Origin of the sequence: Streptomyces actinomycinicus, from assembly GCF_016741775.1 — a bacterium.
Taxonomy (GTDB): Bacteria; Actinomycetota; Actinomycetes; order Streptomycetales; family Streptomycetaceae; genus Streptomyces; species Streptomyces actinomycinicus.
Genome location: NZ_JAERRK010000008.1, coordinates 80,469 through 106,373, shown reverse-complemented (window position 1 = coordinate 106,373; position 25,905 = coordinate 80,469). Strand labels below are relative to the sequence as shown.

Annotated in this window: 27 protein-coding genes; 19 read left to right on the top strand and 8 right to left on the bottom strand. The window is 73.2% G+C overall.

From position 1 onward, the window contains the following. Positions 1 to 194 precede the first annotated feature (194 nt). Entirely contained in the window at positions 195 to 1,151 is a 957-nt protein-coding gene (locus tag JK359_RS18235; RefSeq protein WP_201836843.1) for an LLM class F420-dependent oxidoreductase, read from the bottom strand. A 339-nt stretch (positions 1,152 to 1,490) separates the two neighbouring features. Here JK359_RS18235 and JK359_RS18230 point away from each other — a divergent pair, with 339 nt between their 5' ends. From JK359_RS18230 to JK359_RS18170, 13 genes are all read left to right on the top strand, one after another. Continuing rightward, positions 1,491 to 2,966 carry an NAD(P)/FAD-dependent oxidoreductase gene (locus JK359_RS18230; protein WP_201836841.1) on the top strand — a complete coding sequence of 492 codons (1,476 nt, stop codon included), beginning with the start codon at positions 1,491 to 1,493 and terminating at the stop codon, positions 2,964 to 2,966. A gap of 22 nt (positions 2,967 to 2,988) precedes the next feature. Beyond that, positions 2,989 to 4,836, top strand: coding sequence for a transketolase (locus JK359_RS18225; protein WP_201836839.1), 1,848 nt, complete (start codon positions 2,989 to 2,991; stop codon positions 4,834 to 4,836). Continuing rightward, the gene (gene ligD, locus JK359_RS18220; protein WP_201836837.1) at positions 4,833 to 5,765 is read left to right on the top strand and encodes a non-homologous end-joining DNA ligase; all 933 of its coding nucleotides are present in this window, start codon (positions 4,833 to 4,835) and stop codon (positions 5,763 to 5,765) included. The genes JK359_RS18225 and ligD overlap by 4 nt, the downstream gene beginning before the upstream one ends. A gap of 106 nt (positions 5,766 to 5,871) precedes the next feature. Further along, positions 5,872 to 6,276: a gas vesicle protein GvpO gene (locus JK359_RS18215; RefSeq protein WP_201836834.1), complete on the top strand. Its 405-nt coding sequence runs from the start codon at positions 5,872 to 5,874 to the stop codon at positions 6,274 to 6,276. A gap of 90 nt (positions 6,277 to 6,366) precedes the next feature. Continuing rightward, entirely contained in the window at positions 6,367 to 6,789 is a 423-nt protein-coding gene (locus JK359_RS18210; RefSeq protein ID WP_201836832.1) for a gas vesicle structural protein GvpA, read from the top strand. Beyond that, complete coding sequence (locus JK359_RS18205; protein WP_201836830.1) at positions 6,786 to 7,556, top strand: GvpL/GvpF family gas vesicle protein; 771 nt, start codon at positions 6,786 to 6,788, stop codon at positions 7,554 to 7,556. Before JK359_RS18210 ends, JK359_RS18205 begins: the two co-directional genes overlap by 4 nt. Before the next feature lie 30 nt (positions 7,557 to 7,586). Further along, positions 7,587 to 7,850, top strand: a complete 264-nt coding sequence (locus JK359_RS18200; RefSeq protein ID WP_201836828.1) for a gas vesicle protein GvpG — start codon at positions 7,587 to 7,589, stop codon at positions 7,848 to 7,850. Next, positions 7,847 to 8,491, top strand: coding sequence for a DNA primase (locus JK359_RS18195; protein WP_201836826.1), 645 nt, complete (start codon positions 7,847 to 7,849; stop codon positions 8,489 to 8,491). Before JK359_RS18200 ends, JK359_RS18195 begins: the two co-directional genes overlap by 4 nt. After that, positions 8,488 to 9,696 carry an SRPBCC family protein gene (locus tag JK359_RS18190; protein ID WP_201836824.1) on the top strand — a complete coding sequence of 403 codons (1,209 nt, stop codon included), beginning with the start codon at positions 8,488 to 8,490 and terminating at the stop codon, positions 9,694 to 9,696. The genes JK359_RS18195 and JK359_RS18190 overlap by 4 nt, the downstream gene beginning before the upstream one ends. Beyond that, entirely contained in the window at positions 9,693 to 10,028 is a 336-nt protein-coding gene (locus JK359_RS18185; RefSeq protein ID WP_201836822.1) for a gas vesicle protein, read from the top strand. The genes JK359_RS18190 and JK359_RS18185 overlap by 4 nt, the downstream gene beginning before the upstream one ends. Then, on the top strand, positions 10,025 to 10,900 hold the full coding sequence (locus JK359_RS18180; protein ID WP_201836820.1) for a GvpL/GvpF family gas vesicle protein: 876 nt from the start codon (positions 10,025 to 10,027) through the stop codon (positions 10,898 to 10,900). Before JK359_RS18185 ends, JK359_RS18180 begins: the two co-directional genes overlap by 4 nt. Then, entirely contained in the window at positions 10,897 to 11,085 is a 189-nt protein-coding gene (locus JK359_RS18175) for a gas vesicle protein (RefSeq protein ID WP_201836818.1), read from the top strand. The genes JK359_RS18180 and JK359_RS18175 overlap by 4 nt, the downstream gene beginning before the upstream one ends. After that, positions 11,082 to 11,372 carry a gas vesicle protein K gene (locus JK359_RS18170; RefSeq protein WP_201836816.1) on the top strand — a complete coding sequence of 97 codons (291 nt, stop codon included), beginning with the start codon at positions 11,082 to 11,084 and terminating at the stop codon, positions 11,370 to 11,372. The genes JK359_RS18175 and JK359_RS18170 overlap by 4 nt, the downstream gene beginning before the upstream one ends. 120 nt (positions 11,373 to 11,492) lie before the next feature. On the opposite strand, the gene JK359_RS18165 is transcribed toward JK359_RS18170, so the two are convergent. Together JK359_RS18165 and JK359_RS18160 are read right to left on the bottom strand one after the other, a co-directional pair. Further along, on the bottom strand, positions 11,493 to 12,314 hold the full coding sequence (locus JK359_RS18165) for a methyltransferase domain-containing protein (protein ID WP_201836814.1): 822 nt from the start codon (positions 12,312 to 12,314) through the stop codon (positions 11,493 to 11,495). A 120-nt stretch (positions 12,315 to 12,434) separates the two neighbouring features. Continuing rightward, positions 12,435 to 13,928: a bifunctional phosphatase PAP2/diacylglycerol kinase family protein gene (locus JK359_RS18160; RefSeq protein ID WP_201836812.1), complete on the bottom strand. Its 1,494-nt coding sequence runs from the start codon at positions 13,926 to 13,928 to the stop codon at positions 12,435 to 12,437. 81 nt (positions 13,929 to 14,009) lie between these two features. Between JK359_RS18160 and JK359_RS18155 the strand changes: the two genes are divergently transcribed. Together JK359_RS18155 and JK359_RS18150 are read left to right on the top strand one after the other, a co-directional pair. Beyond that, positions 14,010 to 14,666, top strand: a complete 657-nt coding sequence (locus JK359_RS18155) for a histidine phosphatase family protein (RefSeq protein ID WP_201836810.1) — start codon at positions 14,010 to 14,012, stop codon at positions 14,664 to 14,666. A 236-nt stretch (positions 14,667 to 14,902) separates the two neighbouring features. Continuing rightward, positions 14,903 to 16,522: an ATP-binding cassette domain-containing protein gene (locus JK359_RS18150; RefSeq protein ID WP_201836809.1), complete on the top strand. Its 1,620-nt coding sequence runs from the start codon at positions 14,903 to 14,905 to the stop codon at positions 16,520 to 16,522. A 28-nt stretch (positions 16,523 to 16,550) separates the two neighbouring features. Here JK359_RS18150 and JK359_RS18145 read toward each other — a convergent pair whose 3' ends face one another. Continuing rightward, entirely contained in the window at positions 16,551 to 17,669 is a 1,119-nt protein-coding gene (locus tag JK359_RS18145; protein ID WP_201836807.1) for a baeRF2 domain-containing protein, read from the bottom strand. A gap of 57 nt (positions 17,670 to 17,726) precedes the next feature. Between JK359_RS18145 and JK359_RS18140 the strand changes: the two genes are divergently transcribed. Beyond that, the gene (locus tag JK359_RS18140; protein ID WP_201836805.1) at positions 17,727 to 18,014 is read left to right on the top strand and encodes a DUF6158 family protein; all 288 of its coding nucleotides are present in this window, start codon (positions 17,727 to 17,729) and stop codon (positions 18,012 to 18,014) included. Positions 18,015 to 18,068: 54 nt separating this feature from the next. Here the strand turns inward: JK359_RS18140 and JK359_RS18135 are convergent, their stop codons facing one another. The 4 genes from JK359_RS18135 to JK359_RS18120 all read right to left on the bottom strand — a co-directional run bounded on the left by JK359_RS18135 (position 18,069) and on the right by JK359_RS18120 (position 21,514). Continuing rightward, positions 18,069 to 18,611 (bottom strand): type 1 glutamine amidotransferase domain-containing protein, encoded by a 543-nt coding sequence (locus tag JK359_RS18135; RefSeq protein ID WP_201836803.1) that lies wholly within the window; start codon positions 18,609 to 18,611, stop codon positions 18,069 to 18,071. 5 nt (positions 18,612 to 18,616) lie between these two features. After that, positions 18,617 to 19,270 (bottom strand): diguanylate cyclase, encoded by a 654-nt coding sequence (locus JK359_RS18130; RefSeq protein WP_201836801.1) that lies wholly within the window; start codon positions 19,268 to 19,270, stop codon positions 18,617 to 18,619. After that, on the bottom strand, positions 19,267 to 19,644 hold the full coding sequence (locus JK359_RS18125) for a DUF2795 domain-containing protein (RefSeq protein ID WP_201836799.1): 378 nt from the start codon (positions 19,642 to 19,644) through the stop codon (positions 19,267 to 19,269). The genes JK359_RS18130 and JK359_RS18125 overlap by 4 nt, the downstream gene beginning before the upstream one ends. 73 nt (positions 19,645 to 19,717) lie before the next feature. Then, entirely contained in the window at positions 19,718 to 21,514 is a 1,797-nt protein-coding gene (locus JK359_RS18120) for a thiamine pyrophosphate-requiring protein (RefSeq protein WP_201836797.1), read from the bottom strand. Positions 21,515 to 21,983: 469 nt separating this feature from the next. On the opposite strand from JK359_RS18120, the gene JK359_RS18115 reads away from it, so the two are divergent. From JK359_RS18115 to JK359_RS18105, 3 genes are all read left to right on the top strand, one after another. After that, the gene (locus JK359_RS18115; protein WP_201836796.1) at positions 21,984 to 22,970 is read left to right on the top strand and encodes a hypothetical protein; all 987 of its coding nucleotides are present in this window, start codon (positions 21,984 to 21,986) and stop codon (positions 22,968 to 22,970) included. A gap of 485 nt (positions 22,971 to 23,455) precedes the next feature. Continuing rightward, positions 23,456 to 24,715, top strand: coding sequence for an aminotransferase class I/II-fold pyridoxal phosphate-dependent enzyme (locus JK359_RS18110; RefSeq protein ID WP_201836795.1), 1,260 nt, complete (start codon positions 23,456 to 23,458; stop codon positions 24,713 to 24,715). Beyond that, on the top strand, positions 24,712 to 25,860 hold the full coding sequence (locus JK359_RS18105; RefSeq protein ID WP_201836794.1) for an MBL fold metallo-hydrolase: 1,149 nt from the start codon (positions 24,712 to 24,714) through the stop codon (positions 25,858 to 25,860). Before JK359_RS18110 ends, JK359_RS18105 begins: the two co-directional genes overlap by 4 nt. Positions 25,861 to 25,905 lie beyond the last annotated feature (45 nt).

Genomic DNA, 25,905 nt, shown 5'->3' with positions numbered 1-25,905 from the left:
CGCGGGGAACTGCGCGGCAAGCGCGCAGTTCCCCGCGCCCACCGTCGACTGCCAACGCCGCCCTCACGACGCGGCCCACACGGCCAACCCGGGGGCGCACGGAACCGCGCGTCGAGCCACGCACGACCCGCGCCCTCGAACCCACCGCAAGCACCCCGATGCTCACCCGGCGAAGCTCACCCCCACACGGACGCTCACCCGTTGAGCCGGGGCAGCACCTTCGTCCGGTAGAAGTCGAAGAACCCCTGCTGATCCAGCCCGATCTGGTTCACGTACACCCGGTCGAACCCGGCCTCCGCGAACGCCCGCAACGTGCCGACATGCTGATCGACGTCGTCGCCGCACACCACCTTGTCCCGGACCATGTCCTCGGTGACCAGCGGATGCAACTGCTCGAAGTGCCGCGGCGAGGGCAGGACCTGCCCCATCTCGCCGGGCAGCAGCGCGTTGTACCAGAGCTTGTGCACGGTACGGACACAGTCATCGCGGTCCGCCCCGTAACAGACCTTCGTCCCGCCGCTGACCAGCTTCGCCCCGCCGCCCCCCTTACGGAACCGGGTGACCATCTCCTCCTCCGGCGTCATCGTGATGTAGCCGTCGCCCACGCGCGCGGCCAGCGAGGTCGCCTTCGGGCCGAAACCGGAGATGTCGATCGGGACGGGCTCGTCGGGGACGGTGTACAGGCGGGCGTTCTCCACGGTGTAGTGCGTGCCGCGATGGCTGACCACCTCGCCGGTGAACAGCCGGCGCATCACCTGGATCGACTCCTCCAGCATCTCCAGGCGCACGTGCAACGGCGGCCAGGCGTCCCCGAGGATGTGCTCGTTCAGCGCCTCGCCGGTGCCGACGCCGAGCCGGAAGCGGCCCTCGGTCATCACCGCGCTGGTCGCCGCGGCCTGCGCCACGACCGCCGGGTGCATGCGCACGGTCGGGCAGGTCACGGCCGTCTCGATGGGCAGCGACACGGCCTGCGACAGCGCGCCGATCACCGACCACACGAACGCGCTCTGCCCCTGTGCGTCGTTCCACGGGTGGTAGTGGTCGGAGATCCACAGCGCCTGGAACCCGGCCTGCTCGGCCATCCGGGCCTGTTCGACGAGTGCCGCGGGGTCGTGCTCCTCGGCCGCCAGGAAATAGCCGTACTCGGGCATGGGAAACCTCCGCGCGCGACGACGCCGGTAGTGGTGTGGGTGTGGTCCCGGCCCGGGTAACCGGGGGCGACAGGGCGAAACGCCGGTAGGCGGGAGTATGCGCGGTGGCGTCACGAAGGAGTGTGCGCGGTGGCGCCAAGCGGGAGTGCGCGCGGCGTCACGAGGGAGTGCGGCCTGGCGGCACCACACGGGCGCGCGGCCCGGCGGCGTCGCCCGGGCGCCCGGCCCGGCGGCGTTCGGGTGCTGCGACCGGCGTACGGGTGACCCGCGCGGCGTTTGGGTGCTCCGGCCCCGGTTACGCGGAAGACCTCGGACGAGCCAGACCGCCGGAGGCGTACTGTGAGCCGACCTCACGTCCTGATCGTCGGCGCCGGTTTCGCCGGGTACCGGGCGGCCCGAACCCTGGCCCGGCTGACCCGGAACCGGGCCGACGTCACCCTGCTGAACCCGACCGACTACTTCCTGTACCTGCCGCTGCTTCCGCAGGTCGCCGCGGGCATCCTCGAGGCCCGCCGGGTCACCGTGTCGCTGCCCGGCACGCTGCACGGGGTGCGCCTGGTGCTCGGCGAGGCGGACGCCGTCGACCTCGACGGGCGTACCGTCCGCTACACCGGCCCCGAAGGCGGCACCGGCAGCCTCGCCTACGACCGGCTGGTGCTGGCCGTGGGCAGCGTCAACAAGCTGCTGCCGATCCCCGGCGTCGCCGAGCACGCGCACGGGTTCCGGGGGCTGCCCGAGGCGCTGTACCTGCGCGACCACGTGACCCGGCAGGTGGAACTCGCCGCCGCCGAGGACGACCCGGCCGCCTGTGCCGCGCGCTGCACCTTCGTCGTGGTCGGCGCCGGATACACCGGTACCGAGGTGGCCGCGCACCTGAAGATGTTCACCGACCGGCTGGTCCGCCGGCAGCCGCTGCCGGCCGGGGTGCGCCCCCGCTGGATCCTGCTCGACGTGGCACCGCGGGTGCTGCCGGAGCTGGACGAGCGGCTCTCCCGTACGGCCGACCGGGTGCTGCGGTCACGCGGTGTCGAGGTGCGGATGGGCACGTCGGTGAAGGAGGCCACCCGGGAGGGAGTGGTGCTCACCGACGGGGAGTTCGTCGCGTCCCGGACCCTGGTGTGGTGCGTGGGCGTACGGCCCGACCCGCTGGTGCAGGGCGTCGGACAACCACTGGAACGCGGACGGCTGATCGTCGACCCGTACCTGCAACTCCCGAGCAGGTCCGACGTGTTCGCGTGCGGGGACGCCGCGGCCGTACCCGACCTTCAGCACCCGGGGTCGTTCACACCGATGACGGCCCAGCATGCCTGGCGGCAGGGCAAGGTGGCCGGCGAGAACGTGGCCGGCTCGCTCGGCCTCGGCCGGCGCCGGCGTCCCTACCGGCACCGCGACCTGGGCTTCGCGGTCGACCTCGGCGGGGTCCGGGCCGCTGCCAACCCGTTCGGCGTCCCGCTGTCGGGCCCGGCGGCCGGCGCGGTCACCCGCGGCTACCACCTGGCCGCGCTGCCCGGCAACCGCATCCGGGTCGCCGCCGACTGGCTGCTGGACGCCGTACTGCCCCGCCAGGGCGTCCAGTTGGGCCTCGTGCGCTCCTGGTCCGTCCCCCTGGACACGGCCTCACCGGAACTGGCCCGGGTGCCGGGCGGCCCGCAGTGGCCGTCCCCGCAGCCGGGAGACGAACCGATGGCCCCCGAGACGGCACCCACACCTCCGACGAGGCCGGCGCATCCGGGGCACCCGGACCACCCCGCGCCCGGACCCGTCAAGCGCACCGACCCCCCTGACCCCGCGGACCGCCCGAACGCACCCGACTGAGGCAAGGAGACCGAGGAGACCCATGAAGACCGACGAACTCGCCGAACTGGGACAGCAGTTGCGCGTGGACAGCGTGCGGGCGTCCGCCGCCGCGGGCTCCGGGCACCCCACGTCCTCGATGTCCGCGGCCGACCTGCTGGCCGTCCTGCTCGCCAACCACCTGTGCTACGACTTCGAGCGGCCCGAACACCCCGCGAACGACCGCTTCGTGCTGTCCAAGGGACACGCCTCGCCGCTGCTGTACGCGGCGTACAAGGCGTGCGGCGCGATCGAGGACGGCGAGCTGGTCACGTTCCGCAAGCTCGGCAGCCGGCTCGAGGGCCACCCGACGCCCCGGCGGCTGCCCTGGGTGGAGACGGCCACCGGCTCGCTCGGCCAGGGCCTGCCGGTCGGCGTCGGCATCGCGCTCGCCGGGAAACGGCTGGACCGCGCCGGCTACCGGGTGTGGGTGCTGTGCGGCGACAGCGAGCTGGCGGAGGGCTCCGTGTGGGAGGCCGCCGAGCACGCCGGCCACGAGAACCTGGACAACCTGATCGTCATCGCCGACGTCAACCGGCTCGGCCAGCGCGGACCCACCCGGCACGGCCACCACCTGGACGCCTACGCCCGCCGCTTCCAGGCCTTCGACTGGCACACCATCGAGATCGACGGCCACGACGTCGACGCGATCGACCGGGCCTACGGCGAGGCGCTGTCCACCACCGGGCAGCCCACCGTGATCCTCGCCCGCACCTTGAAGGGCAAGGGCGTGGCCTCCGTCCAGGACCGCGAGGGCCTGCACGGCAAGCCGCTGCCGGAGGCCGAGGAGGCGATCGCCGAGCTGGGCGGGCCGCGCCGGCTCCACGTCCGGGTCAGCGAGCCCCCGGCCGCCGCCGCGCTGCGCTCGCTCACCACCGAGGTGCTCCAGCTCCCGCGCTACGACCAGGGCGACGAGGCCGCCACCCGGGACGCTTTCGGCAAGGCCCTCGCCGCGCTCGGCACCGCTCGCGGTGACGTCGTCGCCCTGGACGGCGAGGTCGGCGACTCCACCCGCACCGAGGAGTTCGCCAAGGCCCACCCCGACCGGTTCTTCGAGTGCTACATCGCCGAGCAGCAGCTCGTCGCCGCCGCCGTCGGCATGGCCACGCGCGGCTGGGTGCCGTACGCCTCCACGTTCGCCGCGTTCCTCACCCGCGCCCACGACTTCGTGCGCATGGCCTCCATCAGCGGCTCCGGGATCAACCTGGTCGGCTCGCACGCGGGTGTCGCCATCGGGCAGGACGGACCCTCGCAGATGGGCCTGGAGGACCTGGCGATGTTCCGGTCCGTGTACGGCTCGACGGTGCTCTACCCGTGCGACGCCAACCAGACGGCCCGGCTGGTCGCGGCCATGGCCGGCCTCGACGGCATCCGCTACCTGCGCACCTCCCGCGGCAAGACCCCCGTGATCTACGGTCCCGAGGAGGAGTTCCCGGTGGGCGGCAGCAAGACGCTGCGCTCCGGCGAGGACGACCGGCTGACCGTCGTCGCGGCCGGGGTCACCGTGCACGAGGCGCTGGCCGCCGCCGACCGGCTCGCCGAGGACGGCATCGGCGTACGGGTGATCGACCTGTACTCGGTCAAGCCCGTCGACGCCGAGACGCTGCGCCGCGCGGCCGAGGAGACCGGCTGCCTGCTCACCGTCGAGGACCACCGTCCGGAGGGCGGCCTCGGGGACGCCGTCGCGGAGGCCTTCGGCGACGGCCGCCCCGTGCCGCGCCTGGTCCGGCTCGGGGTGCGCACCATGCCGGGCTCGGCCGCGCCCGACGAGCAGCTGCACGCGGCCGGGATCGACGCCGCGGGCATCGCGGCGGCGGCCAAGCTGCTGGTCGAGGAGGCGGTCGTGCGATGAGCGACGACGTGCGGGCCGTACGCGCGGGGCGCCGCACGGTGCAGATCCGGCGGCCGGGGAAGGTGCTCTTCCCCGGCGGCGGGAGCGCGTCGGAGTACACCAAGGGGGACCTGGCCGACTACTACCGGTCCGTCGCGCCGTACCTGCTGCCCCACGTCCGGGGCCGTCCGCTGATGCTGGAGCGGTATCCGGACGGACTGGACGGGCAGCGGTTCATGCAGAAGAACACCCCCGAGCACTACCCGGACTGGATCACCCGCGCCGAGGTCGCCAAGGAGGGCGGTACCGTCACGCACGTCGTGTGCGACGACACCGCCACCCTGCTGTACCTGGCCGACCAGGCCTGCCTCACCCTCCACCGCTGGCTCTCGCGCACCGACCGGGCCCGCGGGCCCGACCACCCCGACCGGCTGGTGTTCGACCTCGATCCCCCCGGTGACGACTTCGGCGCCGTCCGCGAGGCCGCGGGCGGGCTGCGCGAGCTGCTCGGCGAACTCGGCCTGCCCGCCGCCCCGATGACCACGGGCTCGCGCGGCCTGCACCTCGTCGTCCCGCTCGACGGCAGCCACGACTTCGACGACGTACGGGCCTTCGCCCACGACGTCGCCGAATTCGCCGTCGCACAGCACCCGGACCGGCTCACCACCGCTGCCCGCAAACAGGACCGCGGTGACCGCCTGTATCTCGATGTGCAGCGCAACGGGTACGCACAGACCGCCGTCGCGCCGTACACCGTCCGTGCCCGCCCGGGCGCGCCCGTGGCGGTGCCTCTAACCTGGGAACAGGTGGACGACCCGGGTGTCGACGCCCGCCGTTGGTCCCTCGCCGACGCCGTGGACCAGGCGCGCAGCGACCCCTGGGCCGGCGCGCCGGGCCGCGGCCGCTCCCTGAAGCGTCCCAGGAGCCGCCTCGCGGCACTGCGTGGCTGACGCACGTACCCCCTCCCACCACCGACGACGGTGTTCTCGTCCCACGCGGTCCGCCTCCTGAGGTTTGGCCGTGGGCCTGGCGGCCACACGCAGGGGAGAGGTGGCCATGTCGAACGCAAAGAACACATCAGAGTCGCAGAGTTCACGGGAATCACACGATTCTCGGGAGCCACAGGAACCACACGAGCCACGAGAAGCACAGAACACACAGAGCGCAAACGAGAGGCGCGCGGCGGACGGCAACCGTCCGAGCCCCATGGAGGTGCTGCGTCAGGCGCGCGCCCAGCTCGCGGAACTCACCGGCCTCGCCCCGGAATCGGTGTCCTCGTTCGAGCAGACCGACGACGGGTGGGCGCTGGAGGTCGAGGTCCTCGAACTGGCGAGGGTGCCCGACACCATGAGTCTGATGGCGAGCTACCAGGTCGAACTGGACCCGGAGGGCCAGCTGACCGGTTACCGCCGCGTCCGCCGCTACGAACGCGGCAGGGCCGATCCGCGCGGTGGCCGCTGAGTCACCGCCCGTACCCGCCCGCGCGGACCGCGAACCGGCTCCGCGCGGGGCAGACCGCGAACCGACTACGCATGAGGAGGAATCGCCGGCATGACTGTTGTTCCGGCACAGCAGACCGGAGGCGGAGGCGGCAGCAGCGGCCTCTACGACGTACTTGAGCTGGTCCTGGACCGTGGGCTCGTCATCGACGCGTTCGTCCGCGTCTCTCTGGTCGGCATCGAGATCCTGAAGATCGACGTCCGGGTCGTCGTGGCCAGCGTCGACACCTACCTCCGCTTCGCCGAGGCGTGCAACCGCCTCGACCTGGAGTCCGGCCCCCACAAGGACCCCGGGCTGCCCGAGATCGTCGGCGAGGTCACCGAGTCCGGCGCCCGCGGCAAGTCCAAGGGGGCGCTGTCCGGTGCCGCGCAGACCATATCGGACGCCTTCAACCAGGCCCGCCAGGAAGGGGACGCCGAGTCCCGGCCGCGCGCCCGTAAGGCTCCGGCGCGCCGGAAGGAGGAGCAGGAGTGAGCACCTACGTCTACGGGATCACCGACCGGTCGCACCCCGCCCTGCCCGAAGGCATGACGGGCGTCGGCGAGCCGGCCCGCCCGGTGCGCCTCCTCACGGCGGGCGAGCTGACCGCCGTGGTCAGTGACGCACCGGAGGACCTGCGTCCCAAGCGCCGGGACCTGCTCGCCCACCAGAACGTGCTGGCCGAGGCCGGCGCCGCCGGCTGTGTGCTGCCCATGCGCTTCGGCAGCGTCGCCCCCGACGACGACGCCGTCACACAGGTGCTGACCGAGCGGGCCGGACATTACGCGGAACGGCTGCGGGAACTCGACGGCAAGGTCGAGTACAACGTCAAGGCCACCCATGTCGAAGAGGCCGTCCTGCACCTGGTGATGGCCGCGAACCCCGATGTGCGGGCCCTCGCCGAGGCCAACCGCCGCTCCGGCGGAGGCAGCTACGACGACAAGATCCGCCTCGGCGAAATGGTGGCCGCCGCGGTCAAGGCCAAGGAGGCCGAGGACGCCGGCGAGGTCGAGGGCCTGCTGACGCCGGCCGCCGCCGCGGTCAGCGTGGGCCCCGAGTCCACCGGCTGGCTGCTGAACGTGTCGTACCTGGTGCCGCGGGACTCGGCCGAGCAATTCCTCGGCACCGTCGAGCAGGTCCGCAAGAGCCACCCGCATCTCGACCTGCGGGTCAACGGCCCGCTGCCGCCCTACAGCTTCGTGGAACCCGGGCCCGCCCAGACCGCCGGCCGTGCGGAAGGCGCGGGCGCAGGCGCGCAGTAGCGCTCCGGGCCCGAGCGGAAGGAGACCACCGTGGGACTGATCGGCGAAGTACTGATGCTGCCGTTCGCGCCCGTGCGCGGCAGCGCGTGGGCCATCAGGCAGGTGCTCCGCGAGGCGGAACGGATCTACTACGACCCCGCCACCGTACGGGCCGAACTCGCCCGCCTCGAAGAACAGCTGGAGGCAGGCGAGATCACCGAGGAGGAGTTCGACCGGCGCGAGGACGAACTGCTCGACCGGCTGGAGATCGCCCAGCGCTCCGGCGACACCACAGGCAACGGGACGGGACGATGAACCGCACTGCGATGGGCCTCGCCATAGGGGCCGGATATCTGCTCGGGCGCACGAAGAAGCTGAAAATGGCGCTCGCGGTCGGCTCGCTGGTGGCCGGCAAGAAGCTCAACCTCAGTCCGAAGATGGTCGCGGACCTGGTGAACCAGCAGCTCAAGAACAACCCCCAGTTCAAGGAACTCGGGGACCAGCTGCGCCAGGACCTGCGAGGCGCCGGCAAGGCGGCCACCGGTGCGATGGTCGAGCGGCAGATGAACACGCTCGCCGACCGGCTGCACGGCCGTACCGCGCAGGTCCGCGACCAGCTGTCCGGAGCACTGCCCGGCGGACCGGACGAGGAGCAGGACGAGGACGAGGCTCCCGAGGAGTCCGCCGACCGGGAGGACCGGGAGGACCGGGGCGACCGGGAGGGTGACGACCGCGAGGCCCAGGAGGACGAGTCGCGCGGCAAGAAGCCGGCCGGGAAGGCGTCGGGGCAGAAGCCCTCCGCCAAGAAGGCCGCAGCCAGGAAGACGGCTCCCGCGAAGAAGGCGGCGGCCAAGAAGACGACCGCGGCCCGCAAGACGGCCGCGCAGAAGACGGCCTCGGCCGGCGGCGCCGCCCGGCGTGCCGGCGGCCGTTCGAAGGGCGGTGACGAACGATGAGCGAGACCCTCGGATCCGCCCGCTCGACGGCGGGCAAGGCCGCCGGTGCGGCCAAGGGCAGCCCGCTGACCGATCTCGCGCACAGTGAGGCCGCCGACCGCCTCAAGGCGGAGGCACAGGAATTCCTGTCCGCTCAGGCCACGAAGCTGCTCACCGGCTTCGGCCGCAAGCTCGGCGAGACCACCGGCAAGCTGAACGACATCGCCGAGGGCAACAGCCCGGGCTTCGCCAAGCTCGCGCTCGACGGCGGGCGCAAGCTCGCCGAGGGCAAGGGCCCGCTGCGCACGGCGCTGGAACTGGGCGCCTCCCGTGCCAAGGAGAATGTGATGGACGCGGTCAGAAGCCTCGGCGGCAGCAAGGGCAAGAAGGGCAAGGCGGGCAAGAAGCCCACGGTCATCATGGAGTCCGTCGACGTCGGCGTGCCGCAGCGCACCGCCTACGACCAGTGGACCCAGTACCAGGACTTCTCCACCTTCGCCAAGGGCGTCAAGAGCGCGAACCGCGCCGACGACACCCACTCCGACTGGCAGGCGAAGATCTTCTGGTCCACCCGCAGCTGGAAGGCCCAGACCACCGAGCAGATCCCCGACTACCGCATCCAGTGGACGTCGGAGGGCGCCAAGGGCACCACGAAGGGCGTGGTCTCCTTCCACCGGCTGGAGGAGAACCTCACCCGGGTCCTGCTGGTCATGGAGTACTACCCGACCGGCTTGTTCGAGAAGACCGGCAACATCTGGCGGGCCCAGGGCCGCCGGGCCAGGCTGGACCTGAAGAACTTCGCCCGCTTCATCACGATCAAGGGAGAGGCGGAGGACAGCTGGCGCGGCGAGATCCGCGACGGCGAGGTGGTCCGCAGCCACGAGGACGCCGAGGCCGAGGAGGCCGAGGAGAAGGAGCGGGAGGCCGAAGGACAGGCCCCCGAGGAGGAGGACGAGGAACGCCCCGAGGAGGCTGACGAGGAACGCGAGGAGCCCGACGAGGAGGAAGAGGAGCCCGGCGAGGACGAAGAGGAGCCCGGCGAGGACGAAGAGGGCGCCTACGAGGACGAGGAAGAGGGCCCGTACGAGGACGAGGACGAGGCCGAGGCCGAGGAGGGCGAGGAAGAGGCGGAGCCCGCCGAGGACTCCTACGAGGACGAAGGCGGGGAGGACGAGGAGTACGAGGAGGAAGAGCCCGAGTACGCCGAGCGCGGGAGCCGTCGATGACGATGCCCAGCCGCCTTCCCGAGCCCTACGGCCAGGGCTCGGGGGCCAACCTTGCCGACATCCTCGAACGCGTGCTCGACAAGGGTATCGTCATCGCTGGGGACATCAGGATCAACCTGCTCGACATCGAACTGCTCACCGTCAAGCTGCGGCTCATCGTCGCCTCGGTCGACAAGGCCAAGGAGATGGGCATCGACTGGTGGGAGACCGACCCGGCGCTCTCCTCCCGGGCCCGCCGGGACGAGCTGGCCCGGGAGAACGCCGAGCTGAGAGAACGCCTCGCCCGGCTGGAGGAACTCGAGCCGGGCCGCGCCCCCAAGGAGGCACCATGACCGGACTGCGGTACGTGTACGCCGTCTGCCGCCCCTTCGGGACGCCCCTGCAGGCCCAGCTCACGGGCATCGGGGGCGCCCCGCCGGCGCTGCTGCACCACCACGGCCTGGTCGCCGTCGTCAGTACCGTGCCGGCGGCAGACTTCTCCGAGGAGGCCCTGAAGGCCCGCCTGGAGGACCTGGACTGGCTGGCCGCGACCGCCCGCGCCCACGAGGGCGTGATCGATGCGCTGACCACGGTCACCACGCCGCTGCCGCTGCGGCTCGCGACCGTCTTCCGGGACGACAGCGCCGTACGCATGATGATCGAGGCCCGCGAGGATCACTTCCGGCAGTTGCTCGACCGGCTGGGCGGGCGCGTGGAGTGGGGCGTGAAGGTCTACCTGGAGGCCGAACCGGCCGAGGCCACGCCCGCGCCCGCCGCGAAACCCGCCAGCGGGCGGGACTACCTGCGCAGCCGGCGCGCGCAGAGCCACGCGCTGGAGGAGAAATGGCAGCGGGCCGAGCAGTTCGCACGGTCCCTGCACGAACGCCTCACCGAGCGGGCCGAGGACTTCCGGATGCACCGCCCGCAGAATGCCGAGCTGTCCGGCGCCGCCGGACGGAATGTGATGAACGCGGCCTATCTGGTGCCGCGGAAGCGTTCCGAGGAGTTCGTGGAACTGGTGGACCGCACGAAGGACGAGGCGCCCGGGATCCGGGTGGAACTCACCGGCCCGTGGGCCGCGTACTCGTTCACCGGCGAGACGGCAGGCGAGACGGCGGGTGAGGCGGCGGGTGAGGCGGCCGGTGAGACGGCGGGCAAGGCGGCCGGTGAGACCGTCGGTGAGACCGCCGGCGCAACGGTCGAGAACGCCGGGGAGGGACGGTGACCGTCGTCGAACGCCGTGAAGTCGCCCTTGTGGACCTGCTGGACCGGCTGCTCGCCGGCGGAGTGGTCATCACCGGTGACATCACGCTGCGCATCGCGGACGTCGACCTCGTCCGCATCGACCTCAACGCACTGATCAGCTCCGTGAACCAGCAGGTACCGTCGCCCTTCGAGGAGCCGGCATGACCACGCGCACCCCGCGCAAACGGCTCGACCTCGAGCCCGACACCGTCGAACGCGACCTGGTGAAACTGGTGCTCACCGTGGTCGAGTTGCTGCGCCAGCTCATGGAGCGGCAGGCCGTGCGGCGCTTCGACACCGGCGACCTGACCGAGGAGCAGGAGGAGCGGATCGGGCTCACCCTGATGCTCCTGGAGGAGCGGATGGCCGAGCTGCGGGACAGGTACGGCCTGCGGCCCGAGGACCTGAACCTGGACCTCGGACCGCTCGGACCGCTGCTGCCCCGCGACTGACCCGCTGCACCCGCCCGCCGCTGCCCTGTGACCGGCCTGCTGCTGCCCCGTCGTCGACCCCGGCGGTGGCCCGCCCCGCCGCTTCCCCGCGCCGGCCTCACCTGGCCGGCGCGGGGCCGGTCAGGTTTCCTTGCGGCACAGGATCTCTCCGTGCAGGACCGAGAACCAGCCGTCCTCGTGACGCCCCCACTCCCGCCAGGCCGCCGACACTGTCCGCAACCGTTCCGGCGTCGCGTGACCGCCCCGCGTGACCCGGTCGGCGTAGTCGGAGGCGAGCGTCCGGTCCGCCCACAGGCCGCTCCACCAGGCCCGTTCCGCTGCCGTGGCGTAGGTCCAGGTGCTGGAGCCGGCCGTCACGTCGGTCAGACCGGCGGCCCGCGCCCAGGCCTTCAGCCGCCGCCCGGCGTCCGGTTCGCCGCCGTTGGCGCGGGCCACCCGCTCGTACAGCTCCAGCCAGTCGTCCAGACCGGGTACCGCCGGATACCAGGTCATGGCCGCGTAGTCGGCGTCGCGTACGGCGATGAACCCGCCCGGCCGCGTCACCCGGCGCATCTCGCGCAGCGCCTGCACCGGGTCGCCGACGTGCTGCAGCACCTGGTGGGCGTGGACCACGCAGAACGTGTCGTCCGGGTAGTCCAGGGCGTGCACGTCGGCCACCGCGAAGTCGACGTTGGCCAGGTGCCGGCCGGCGGCGGTGGCCCGGGCCTGCTCCAGCACGCCGGGCGCCCGGTCGACGCCCGTGACATGGCCGTCGGGGACCAGTTCCGCCAGGTCGGCGGTGATCGTGCCGGGGCCGCAGCCGATGTCCAGGATCTTCATGCGGGGCTGCAGGGAGCCGAGCAGGTAGGCCGCGGAGTTGGCGGCGGTCCGCCAGGTGTGCGAGCGCAGCACCGACTCGTGGTGCCCGTGCGTGTAGACGGCGGTCTCCCGGGCTCTCGGCATGGCTGTACCCCTTGGTCCCTCGTCGGCGTACCGGCCGGACCACGTCCGCCGGTACGGCCCACCGTACGCCCGCAGATCGAATGATGAGACCACGGTTTCGGGATATGGACTGACGTGGCGTCAGCGGACGGACCGGAGCGGACGGTAGACGGTCAGGGCCTCGGGCAGGTTCTCCACCGCCACCTCACCCGAGACGGCCGTGACCTCGCCGTCGTACGCGAGCGGGGTGCCCGGCGCGACACCGGTCAGCCGCAGCCGGTTCACCTGCACCGCCGCATGCGCGGGCGAGCGGGTCAGCGGGCCCGCGACGGCCGCGGCGAGCAGCCGCAGCGCGGGCCTGCGGCTGCCGTGCACCACCCGCACGTCCAGCAGACCGTCCGCCAGGTCGGTACGCCGGCCCGGGGCGAGCCCCATGCGGTGGTAGACGCCGTTGCCGACGAACAGCAGCCACAGCGGCCGCCGTTCACCACCCACCTCCACCTCCAGCGGATGCCGGTCGGCGCGCAGCACGCGCAGGGCGCCGAGCACCCCGGCCGGCCAGCCGCCGATCCGGTGCGACCAGCGGTCCCGCTCGCGCACCAGTTCCGGATACACGCCGAGGCTCAGCGTGTTGAGGAACAGGCCCTCCGTCTCCCCGGTGACGAACCGGCCCGCGTCCACCCGGACCGCCTCGCCGTTCCGCACCGCCCGGGCCAGCAGCCGTTCGTCCTCCACACCGAGGTCGTAGGCGAAGTGGTTGAGGGTGCCGCCGGGCAGCACCGCGAGCGGCAGACCGTGCCGGAGGGCGGCCGCGGCGGCCGCGTTCACGGTGCCGTCGCCACCGCACACACCGAGCACCCGCGCCCGTGCCGCAGCCTTCTCCAGTTCGTCCGCGACCTCCTCCGGCGCGCACTCGACGATCTCCGCCTTCGGCAGCGCGTCGCGCAGCGCCCGTACCCGGTCCGCCGTGCCCGAGGCCCGGTTGGCGACCACCACCAGACCGTCGCCCTCGGGCAGCGCCGGGGCGTCGGCCCGCGGCCGGGCGGGCCGCACGACCCGGGTACGGGCCGGCACCAGCCGCCGCACCAGGAAGGCGGCGCCCGCGCCGAGCGCCGCCCCGGCCAGAACGTCGCTCGGGAAGTGCACCCCGGTGTACACCCGGGACATCGCCACCGAGAAGGCCACCGGCGCCACCGCCGCGCCCCACGCCGGCGACTCCAGGGCGACCCCGCACGCGAAGGCCGCGGCCGAGGCCGCGTGCCCGGACGGGAAGGACGTGGTGATCGGCTGCCGCTTCAGCTGCCGCCCCAGCGGCACCGGGTCCAGCACCGGCCGGGGACGGCGCACCGAGCGCTTGCCGATCGTGTTGATCGCCAGCGAGGCCAGGCTCAGCGAAGCCACCCCGCGGACCGCCGCGCGGCGGGCCCGGGGGGTGCGGCTCGCGGCGATCGCGGCGGCCGCCGCGAACCACAGCACGCCGTGGTTCGCGCTCCGGCTCAGCCGGGGAAGCACCCGCTCGGCGCCGGGCCAGTGCCAGCCGGCGGCGGCCTCGAACAGCCGGGCGTCGAGACGAAGGGCCGTCCGCAGCGGGCTGCGGACGGTCTTGGCAACGGTCAGGTCCACGTCTGGGCTCATGGGGTGCGGTTACCCTGAAGTGCCCGTTTCTTGTGTCCCCGGGCGCCGGGCGCCACCCGGCGCGAGAAGGAGAAGCCCCGGATGCGCCTGCTCCTCGTCCGCCACGGCGAGACCCCGTCCAACGTGGACCACTTGCTGGACACCGCCGTGCCGGGTGCGGGGCTGACGGCGCTCGGCGAGGCGCAGGCCGCCGCCCTGCCCGCGGCGCTCACCGGCGAGGACATCGAGGCCCTCTACGCCTCCACACTGATCCGCACCCAGCTCACGGCCGCCCCGCTGGCCGCCGCCCGCGGCCTGGACGTCGTCGTCCGCGACGGCATCCGCGAGCTGTCCGCCGGCGACCTGGAGATGCTGCCCGGCCACACCCCCGCGGGCGAGCAGTACCTGCGCACGGTGTTCGCCTGGGCGGCCGGGGACACCGCGCTGCGCATGCCCGGCGGCGAGAGCGGCGAGGAGGCCCTCGCCCGGTACGACGCCGTGGTCGCCGAGGCCGCGGCGAGCGGCGCCCGGACCGTCGCCATGGTCAGCCACGGCGCCGCGATCCGCGTGTGGACCGCCGCCCGCGCCGACAACGTCGACGTCGCCTACGCCGCCGCCCGCCCGCTGCAGAACACGGGCGTGGTGGTCCTGGAGGGCTCCCCGTCCGACGGCTGGAAGGCACTGTCCTGGGAGGGCGCCACGGTGGAACCGGCCGGCGAGGCCGGTCCGACGGGGGAGGCCCTGGACACGGCGGGCTGAGGCCTTTCTTCCGGATCAGGCCGGCTCCGGGCGACGATGCCTTCCGGCCGACCGCGACCCGGGCAAGATCCGGAAGAGTGGCCCTAGCGGGGACGCGGCCGGCGGGGAGACGGCGGCCGCGGCCGGGCGGCCGGGTGCAGCCCGGCCGCGGGGCGGCGCCCGCCGGCGCGGGTCCGGTGGCGACCGCCGGATAACGGTTTGCCCGCGGTCCGGGGTGCCCCGGAGAATGCCTGACCATGGGACATCTGGAAGCCGCACACCTCGAGTACTACCTCCCCGACGGGAGGGCGCTGCTCGGCGATGTCTCCTTCCGGGTCGGCGAAGGCGCCGTCGTGGCGCTGGTCGGCCCGAACGGCGCCGGCAAGACCACCCTGCTGCGCCTGATCTCCGGCGAGCTGAAACCGCACGGCGGCACCGTCACCGTCGGCGGCGGCCTCGGCGTCATGCGCCAGTTCGTCGGCTCCGTACGGGACGAGACGACCGTACGCGACCTGCTCGTCTCGGTGGCCCCGCCCCGCATCCGCGAGGCCGCGCGGGCCGTCGACAAGGCCGAGCACGCCATCATGACCGTCGACGACGAGGCCGCCCAGCTGAACTACGCCCAGGCCCTCGCCGACTGGGCCGAGGCGCGCGGCTACGAGGCCGAGACGCTGTGGGACATGTGCACCACGGCCGCGCTCGGCGTGCCGTACGAGCGTGCCCAGTGGCGGCAGGTGAGCACCCTCTCCGGCGGTGAGCAGAAGCGGCTCGTGCTGGAGGCGCTGCTGCGCGGCACCGACGAGGTGCTGCTCCTGGACGAGCCGGACAACTACCTGGACGTGCCCGGCAAGCGGTGGCTGGAGGAGCAGCTCAAGGAGACCCGCAAGACCGTCCTGTTCGTCTCCCACGACCGTGAACTCCTCGCTCGGGCCGCCGAGAAGATCGTCTCCGTCGAACCCGGACCGGCCGGCGCCGACGCCTGGGTGCACGGTGGCGGTTTCGCCACCTACCACGAGGCCCGCCGCGAACGCTTCGCCCGCTTCGAGGAGCTGCGCCGCCGCTGGGACGAGAAGCACGTCCAGCTGAAGAAGCTGGTGCTGACCCTCCGTCAGGCCGCCGCGGTCAGCCACGAGATGTCCTCCCGCTACCAGGCCGCGCAGACCCGGCTGCGCAAGTTCGAGGAGGCCGGACCGCCACCCGAGCCGCCCCGCGAGCAGGACATCACCATGCGGCTCAAGGGCGGCCGCACCGGAGTGCGGGCCGTCACCTGCAAGGGACTCGAACTGACCGGCCTGATGAAGCCGTTCGACCTGGAGGTCTTCTACGGCGAACGGGTCGCCGTCCTCGGTTCCAACGGCTCCGGCAAATCGCACTTCCTCAGACTGCTCGCCGGCGAGGACGTGACGCACACCGGCGAGTGGAAGCTGGGCGCCCGCGTCGTACCGGGCCACTTCGCCCAGACGCACGCGCACCCCGAACTCCAGGGCCGCACCCTCCTCGACATCCTGTGGAAGGAACACGCCCAGGACCGGGGCGCGGCCATGTCCCGGCTGCGCCGCTACGAACTCACCCAGCAGGCCGAGCAGACCTTCGACCGGCTGTCCGGCGGCCAGCAGGCCCGCTTCCAGATCCTGCTGCTGGAACTCGCCGGTGCCACCGCCCTGCTCCTGGACGAGCCCACCGACAACCTCGACCTGGAGTCCGCGGAGGCCCTCCAGGAAGGGCTGGAGGCGTTCGACGGCACGGTGCTCGCGGTCACCCACGACCGCTGGTTCGCCCGCTCCTTCGACCGCTTCCTGGTCTTCGGCAGCGACGGCCGGGTCCGGGAGACGGCCGACCCGGTCTGGGACGAACGCCGGGTGGAGCGGGCCCGCTAGCCCGGACCCGCCCGGCCAGGCGCGGCGGTCACCGCCAGCGCAGCAGCGCGCCCAGACCGCCCGCCGGCACCTCGTCGCCCGTCTCGTCCAGGACCGGCGTCAGCGAGAGGACCGGCGCGTCCGTCACCGCGGCCGCCCGGACCAGCGCGTCGTCGGCACGGGCCCGCCAGGACTGCTGCTCGCCCAGGTTCTTCAGCTCCGTACGGCGGGCCGCCAACTGGGCCGGGTCCTCGCTGATCCACACCTCGCGGTGGGTGTCGGGGGCGTCCGGGCGGATCAGCAGCTCGGCGAGCCGGTGCTCGCGCGCCGCCTCGATCAGCTGCGGCACGCCCTCGACGGCCGCCGCCCGCCGCTCCTCGTCGGGCACCCGTGCGGCCCGGTACCGGTCCACCTCGGCCAGGATCCGCTCCCGCACGTGCGCGGCACGGATGTCCTCCACCTCACGGGGGAGCAGCCTGCTGCCGATGCCGTGCGAGGTCTCCACCGCCCGGTCCTGCAGCGGCTCGGGCAGCCGCTCGCGCACCGACCGGCGCTCCCGTTCCCCGCCGCACAGGATCAGCAGATCGGCGCCGGTCTCGGCCTGGCAGTCCGCGAGCGCCGCGGCGATCTCCCGTGCGTTGTTCTCCCAGGTGTTCTCCACCTTCAGCTGGAAGTGCCGCTCGGACCAGTCGGACGCCTTCGACCGGTGCATCGGCCACTGCCGGCTGCCCGTGACGTGCCCGGCCTCCTCCTGGAGCACCGCGCTGCGCAGTTCGAGATCGGCACCGGTGCGGTCGATGTACGCCACCAGCGACACCGGGTCCTCACCGGCCAGGTCCAGCAGCGGCGTCACGTGCGGCAGGGTGCCCCAGTGCACGAGACCGTCCGGCGGCGGCTGGGTCAGCGGCACCTGCAGGGCCACCTCGCCGTTCCGGGCGAACACGGCCCTCCCGTACGGCTCGGTGGAGTGCCGCAGGCCCTCGACGGCGTCGTACACCGCCCGGCACGTGGACTCGTCGGCGCCCTGGTCCCGCAGCTGCCGGGACACGGCCTCCGCCGTCAGATGCCGTCGGTGGTCCGTTCCCTCGTCGTGCCGGGACAGGTCGACGTATGCGGAGGCCCAGGACCCCGGATGTTCGTACAGTGGATTCAGGAACGCGAGCTCCATGGATTCCTCCCGGAAACCGCTCGGGGGCAGTGCATGCCGGGCGGGTACCCGGACCGCATGAACGAACACGACGAGCGGGGCACCACCATGACCGGAGTCGACCCCAGCCGGCTGGACGACCAGCAGCTCATGAAGGAGCTGGAGACGATCCACCGCACGCGCCACGACACCTTGCTGTACGGCTCCAACGACGCACTGCGCGCCCACAACGAGCGCATGGCGCAGTTGGAGGGCGAGTACCTGCGCCGCAACCCGCGCCGTCTGGTGAGCGCCGGCCGCACCCGTGAGGGCGCCCGCGAGCGCAGCTGCGGCGAGGCGGCCACCCCGGAGACCTCCGGTACCTGACCTGCGCACGCAGCAGGGCCGGCCCGAGCGGGCCGGCCCTGTCGGAGCACTCGTTCAGCCGGGCTCACCGGCGAACACGTGCAGGAAGGCGTCGCAGAACGCCTTCAGGTCGTCCGGCTTGCGGCTGGTCACCAGCTGGTTGGAGCCGTGGTCGCAGATCTTCACCTGCTCGTCCACCCAGGTGCCGCCCGCGTTGCGGATGTCCGTGCGCAGGCTCGGCCAGGACGTCAGTACCCGGCCGCTCACCACGTCCGCCTCCACCAGCGTCCACGGCGCGTGGCAGATCGCGGCGACCGGCCGGCCCTGCTCGAAGAAGTCCCTCACGAAAGCGACGGCCTTCTCGTCCATGCGCAGGAAGTCGGGGTTGGCGACCCCGCCCGGCAGCACAAGGCCACCGAACGATCCGGCCGACGTCTCACCGACCACCTCGTCCACGGGGAACGTGTCCGCCTTGTCCAGATGGTTGAACGCCTGGATCTTCCCGGACGCGGTCGACACCAGCACCGGCTCGTGCCCGGCGTCCGAGGCCGCCTTCCACGGCTCGGTCAGCTCCACCTGCTCGACGCCCTCGGGTGCCACCAGAAACGCGATACGCATGATCCTCAGCTTCCTTTCACTTTCCTCAGCACGGCCCTGTGCGCCCGGGCGCGCCGTTTCCTCGCCCGGGCCGCCCGCCGGCAGCGCAGCAGCTCCTCGCCGTACGGCAGCAGCACGCACGTGCCGATCGCGAGACCGATGCCCGCCAGGTAGGCGGGCGACAGGGCGCGCCGGCGCGGCACCAGGCGCCAGGCGTCGGGATCGCCGCGGCCCGCCCGCAGGAGCGACTTCACCTGGTCGGAGTGCAGGCACATCAGCGACACCAGCCCGCCGAACGGCAGCGACTCCAGAAAGCTGTGGATGTGCTGCTCGACCGGCCTGACCTCGCGCTTGCTGTCGACGGCCGTCCGCACGTCCCACAAGGCCGTCGCCTCGTGCGCCGCCGCCGCGCCCAGTTGCACCGTCAGCAGCAGCGGATTGACCTCGTAGCGCAGCGTGAGCGCGATGGGCAGGCCCACCTCCGCCATCATCAGGGAGTGGATCAGGGACTCCTTCGTCCCTGTCGTGTCCTCGATCCGGGTGCGCCGGTGCATCGCCCAGTCGGCGAGCCCCGGCGCGAACCAGCCGGGCAGCAGGCCGTAGAGCAGAAACCGCGTCGTGGCGTCCCCGACGTCCACGGTGGCGCCACGCGCGATCTCTGCCGCCTGATCCCGGCTCATTCGCCGCCCACCAGCGCCTCGGCCAGTTGCTGGACGTTCTCGTACCGGTTGCCGTGCCGCAGACCGGCCACCGCGTCGATCAGCCCACCCGGCGCATTGCTCCGGCGCAGCGCCCGGGCAAGCTCCCCCGGCTTCGCGGGGAAGGCGTGCCGTCCCAGACGCCGGGCCAGCTCCAGCCGGGTCCGCTCCAGCGACGCGGGGGAGCCCAGACCGCCCACCGGTCCGCTCCACAGCTCCGGGTCGTCGTCCGCGGCCGGCTCCGGGTCGTGCCACTCCTCCACGCGTGTCGGGTGCCCGGACCGCAGCAGGCCCCTCAATTCGTGCTTCATCTCGTCGTCGCGATGGACGCTCAGCCGGTCACTGCCTCGCTGCATGTCTCCCTCCAGAGGGTCGAGTCCGCACCGCGTACCCGGTGCCGTGCGTCCGACACGGGTCCGCGCCGGACGGCTACTGCTTCGTCCGGCCGGGCAGGAACTCCTGCACCTTCGCCTTCAGCCCCTGCTTGATCACCGATCCCCGGTCGGCGTCGCCCTTCAGGATCGACGCGGCCGTCGCCTCCATCTGTTCCCAGGTCGCGTGCGGCGGGATCGGCGGTACGGCGGGGTCGGTCAGGAACTCGATCACCACCGGACCGTCGGCCGCCAGCGCGGCCCGCCAGCCGGCCTCCACGTCCTCCGGTTTCTCCACCCGGATGCCGGTCAGGCCGAGCGAGCGGGCGAACGCCGCGTACTGCACGTCCGGGATCGACTGCGACGGCAGGAACGACGGAGCGCCCTCCATGGCGCGCATCTCCCAGGTCACCTGGTTCAGGTCCTGGTTGTTCCACACGGCCACCACCAGCCGCGGATCCGTCCAGCGGTCCTGGTACTTCGCCGCCGTGATCATCTCGGCCAGGCCGTTCATCTGCATCGCCCCGTCCCCGACCAGCGCGATCACCGGCCGGTCCGGGTGGGCGAACTTCGCGCCGATCGCGTACGGCACACCGGGACCCATCGTCGCCAGCGTCCCGGACAGCGAACCGCGCATGCCCGGCCGCATCGTGATGTGCCGTGCGTACCAGTTGGCGACCGAACCGGAGTCCGCGGTGAGGATCGCGTCGTCCGGCAGCAGCGGATCCAGTGCCCGGGCCACGTACTCGGGGTTGATCGGATCGGCCGCCAGCCCGGCCCGCCGGTCCATCGTCTCGTGCCAGCGCTTCACGTTCGCGCACACCGTGTCGTACCACTCGCGTCCGCCCCGGTCGGTCTTCAGCATCGGGATCAGCCGCTGGAGCGTCGCCTTCGCGTCCCCTACGAGGTTCACCTCGTAGGGGTAGCGCATGCCGATCATGTGCGGGTCGATGTCGATCTGCACCCCGCGCGCCTTGCCGAAGTCCGGCATGAACTGCGTGTACGGGAACGACGAACCGATCGTCAGCAGCGTGTCGCAGTCCCGCATCATCTCGTACGACGGCCGGCTGCCCAGCAGCCCGATCGGACCGGTCACGTACGGCAGTTCGTCGCTCAGCACGTCCTTGCCGAGCAGCGCCTTCGCGACACCGGCACCGAGCAGTTCGGCGATCTCCTGCACCTCGACGACGGCCGAGGCGGCGCCCTGGCCGACCAGGACGGCGACCTTGTCGCCCGCGTTCAGTACGTCCGCCGCCCGGCGCAGCGCCTCGTCCGTCGGGGTCGCCGTGTAGTCACTCATGCCCAGGCTGGAGGGCACCATCTTGAACTCGTGGGTCGGCGGCGAGTAGTCCAGCTCCTGCACGTCACCGGGGATGATCAGCGCGGTGGGGCAGCGCCGCGCGTACGCGGTCCGGATCGCCCTGTCCAGCACGTTGGGCAGCTGCTCCGGCACGGTCACCGTCTCCACGAACTCCGAGGCGACGTCCTTGTACAGCGTGTGCAGGTCGACTTCCTGCTGGTACGAGCCGCCCATCGCGGTCCGGTTGGTCTGGCCGACGATCGCAAGCACCGGCACGTGGTCCAGCTTGGCGTCGTACAGGCCGTTGAGCAGATGGATGGCGCCGGGACCCGACGTCGCCGCGCACACGCCGATGCGCCCGCTGAACTTGGCGTATCCGACCGCCTGGAAGGCGGACATCTCCTCGTGCCGCGACTGGATGAACCGTGGCTGGTCCTCGGCGCGGCCCCAGGCGGCGAGCAGCCCGTTGATGCCGTCGCCCGGATAGCCGAAGACCTGATCCACGCCCCAGGCGCGCAGGCGCTCGAGGATGTGGTCGGCGACCTTGGTGCTCATGGAGAGACCTCCCAGGTGCAGTGCGAAGCGGACGATCCGGTCAGCACATACCGAGTCACCTGCGCGGGAGACGGAAAACCTCCCCGGGCGGGGTGTACGCCGCGGGTTGCCGACGGCCGCCGAGCGGGTTTCCCGCACCTCGCGCCGCCCCGGGCACTGGTGTGCCCGGGGCCGAGCCCGCGTCGGGCCGAGGCTGACCGGGCCGGGTGTGCGTGCGGGTGCGCCGTGACCGGGCGCGGGGTTCCCGCATGCCTTCCGTGCGTGGCCGTCGCGGGCCGTCCCCGTTCACCCGCCCGGCCCCGCGTGTCCCGCGAATGGGCTCCGGCCGCGCGCGGTACGGCCCTCCGCGGGCTGTGATGGCAGCCAGGGCACGAACGTGCCCGTGCCGGGCGCCGTACGGCGTTGCCGTCGTACCGGTGCGCCGGAGTACCGCCGTCCGACCGCCCGCCGCCCGCGAGGAGCCCCTCCCATGCTCCGCACCGCCGCCCGTGCCCTCCCCGTCCTCTTCGCCGCCGGCGCCGCACTGGCCCTGACCGGGCCCGCGGCCCTCGCGGTTACCGCGGCTCCGGCCACCGCCGCCATCGCCCCGGCGGTCTGTGACCCCGTCACCGGCCTGGTCCCGGACGGCCTCGACGGCACCGCACCGGCCTCCGCCGACGCCCTCTGCCCGGCTGCCCCTGAGGGAACCGGCGTGCCGGACGGAACGGGCGTGCCGGACGGAACGGGCGTGCCGGACGGAACGGGCGTGCCTGACGGAACGGGTGTCCCCAACGGAACCGGCGTGCCCGACGGAACGGGCGCGCCCTACCTCGGCACCCGGACCGGTGACGCCGGTTCCTGCGCCGATCCCGGGCAGTACTGCGAGACGGGCGGACAGGCCGGCGCCGGGCAGGTCGGCTCCGGTCGCGAAGGCGGGGGCAGCCAGGACGGCGGCGGGCGTGACAGCGGCGGACAGGCGTCCGCGGGCCACGACAGCGCAGGCCGGGACGGCGGCGGGCCCGTCGGTCCCGGTTCCGGCCAGGACACCGCCGGCCGCGACAGCGGGGGACAGACGGGCGCGGGTCGCGACGGTGGCGGACAGACCGGTACCGGTCGTGACAGCACCGGTCGTGACAGCAGCGGTCGTGACGGTGCGGGCCGGGACGGAGCCGGCCAGGACGGCGGCGGGCGCGACAGCGGTGGCCGTGGCGGCGGTGGCGGTGACGGCGGCCGGTGCGGGGAGTCGCACGGTGCAGGCTGCCAGGACGGCGACGGGTGCCGTGGGTCCAGCGCCTCCGGCGGGTGCGACCCGGCGACGGTCCAGCACGGGGTGGCGGCCGGTACCGGCGGTACCTTCGAGGACTCGGTACCGGCGCTCGTCGCAGGCGGTGCCCTGATCGCCGCGGCCTGCGCGGGAGCCGTCTACCGGCTGTACGGCCTGAGGAGGTCCACGGCAGGCCGGTTCTCGGGGATGTGATCCGCACAACGTCGGCGACCCCCATGGAGGGCCGCCCGGCGGGTACACACCCTCCCGAGCACAACCCGCACGCACCACTGCGTGACCGGCCACCGTACGAGCGGCACCGGCACCACCCGACGAGCGCGACGCACGACCGAGGACGCACGACCGGCCACGTACCGCAGACGCACAGACGCAGCAGACGCACAGACGCAGCAGACGCACAGACGCACAGACGCAGACGGCAGTCGCACGGCAAACGGCACTCGGAATACGAACGGCATCCGGCACACGACAGGCATCCGGCACACGACAGGCACACGGCAGACGACAGAGGGAGCACCTCGGTCGGGACGCCTCGCGGGCCCTGACACCTTCAGGGGCGCACGGCACGCCGCACCCGCGGCACGGCGGCGCACAGCGGCCCGCGCCCGTGAGACAGGTACGGCCCCGACCGGGCGGCACGACGTCACGACGGCACCACGGACTGGGCGGAGGCGGACATGCGGCGGACGGACCCCGGTGAAGGCCACGGCCCGGTCCGCTACGGCCCGCACCTCCCCGGCGACGGCCTGCCCGTCCTCCCCGAGCTGTCCGCCGTGATCGCCGCCGCGGCGGGCCGGGCCGACGCCCAGCCCATCGGCGGCGCTCCCGCCCTGCTGGAGGCGGCCTGCGGTTACTGGACCCGGCGGGGCCTGCCCAGCGTCCCCGACCAGGTCGTCGCCGGACCCGGTGCGCCCGCGCTGCTGCTGGCGCTGACCGCCGCGCTCGCCGGCGACGGCGCCGACGTCCTCGTGCCCCGCCCCTGCGCCGCCTGGTGGGCACCGTACGCCCGCCTCCTCGGCCGGCCCGTCTTCCATGTGCCGACGCCCGCCGAGAGCGGCGGCGTCCCCGATCCGTACGCCCTGCTGGAGACCGTGCGCCGGGTCCGTGCCGAGGGCGGTGACCCCCGGCTCCTGGTGCTGTCCGTGGCCGACGACCCCACCGCCACCGTCTCCCCGCCCGAACTGCTGCACGAGACCATTGAGGCCGCCGCGACCGAAGGCCTGCACCTGGTCAGCGACGAGACCTGGCGTGACACCCTGCACGACCCGCACGAGACCGTGCTGCTCAGCCCCGCCGAGATGCAGCCCGAGCAGGTCACCGTCGTCACCGATCTGGCCGGCTCGCTGCTGCCCCCGGGCTGGCCCGCCGCCGTCGCCCGTTTCCCCGCCACCGGTGCCGGACGGCACCTCCACGCGCGTGTGCTCGACATCCTGACCGCACTCGGCGCCGCCATCGCCGTACCGGTCGCCGCGGCCGCCGGGTACGCCCTCGACGAGCCCCCGCCCGTCACCGAGCGCCGCGAGGCCACCGTACGGCTGCACGCGCGCGTGGCCGCGGCCGTGCACGCCGCGGTCGTCGCCGCCGGGGCGCTCGCCCGGCCGCCGCAGGCCGGCCGTCACCTGTACGCCGACCTCGGCCCGCTGCGCGAACCCCTCGCCGCGCAGGGCGCGGGCGACGCACAGGAACTGGAGGACCTCCTCACCGCGCGGCTCGGCATGCCCGCGCCCGGCGGCCACCGCTTCGGCGACGACCTCCAGGCGCTGCGCGTACGGCTCGCCACCGGGCCCCTGCTGGGCGGCACGGACGAGGAGCGCACGGAATGCCTCATGTCACCCGCACCGTTGGAACTGCCACACCTGCAACGGGCGTTGATCTCCTTGAGGTCGGCCTTCGACGGCCTCCGCGACGACGCTCAGCGATGGGAGCCTCCTCGATGACGCAGCAGACGCATGAGCCCGGCCCCACTTCGACGGCCACCGCAGCCGGCGAGCCCGTCCCGACGACCGCGACAGCCGACGAGCCCGTCCCGACGACCACCGCAGCCGGCGAGCCAGTCTCCACGACCGCGACAGCCGGCGAGCCCGCCGTGCGGACCGCCCTCGGGCCCCCTTCTCCGCCGCTGGCCGAGCCCCGCCCGCTGGGCGAACTCCGGGTGTGGCCCCGGACCTTCCACGACCGGCTCACCGCGCCCCTGCCCGGCCTCAAGGCCCTCGCCCGCTTCGCCCGCGAAGGAGCCGTCCGCCCCGGCGCGGACGGCCTCGCCGGCATCCCCAGGCTTCCGTACGCACCGGCCCCGCTGCCCCGCGCCGGCACCCGCACCCTCGCCGTCACCTGGGCGGGACACGCCAGCTGGATCGTCCGCATCGGCGGACTCACGGTGCTCACGGACCCGGTGTGGTCCCGCCGCATCCTCGGCACCCCGGCCCGCATCACCCCCGTCGGCGTGCCCTGGGACACCCTGCCCCGTGTCGACGCCGTCGTCATCAGCCACAACCACTACGACCACCTGGACGCCCCCACCCTGCGCCGACTCCCGCGCGAGACGCCGGTGTTCGCGCCGGCCGGCCTCGGCCGCTGGTTCCGCCGGCGCCGGTTCACCTGCGTCACCGAGCTGGACTGGTGGGAGGGTGCCGAACTGTCCGGTGTCCGCTTCGACTTCGTGCCGGCCCACCACTGGTCCAAGCGCACCCTCACCGACACGTGCCACAGCCTCTGGGGCGGCTGGGTGATCACCGCCGCCGACGGGAAGCGGCTCTACTTCGCCGGTGACAGCGGCTACGGCCACTGGTTCTCCCGCATCGGCCGCCGCCACCCCGGCATCGACCTCGCCCTGATGCCCATCGGCGCCTACGATCCGCGCTGGTGGCTCCGCGACGTCCACTGCGACCCCGAGGAGGCGGTCCGGGCCACCATGGACCTGGGCGCCCGCCGCATGGCCCCCATGCACTGGGGCACTTTCGTCCTCTCCGCCGAGCCGGTCCTGGAGCCCCTCACGCGCGCCGCGGCGGCCTGGGAGAAGGCGGGCCTCGCACGGGAGGACCTGTGGGACCTTCCGATCGGCGGATCGAGGGTGCTCGACTGAGACGCCCCACCAGGGAGGCGAGCGACCGCACCACACCACGAGCGG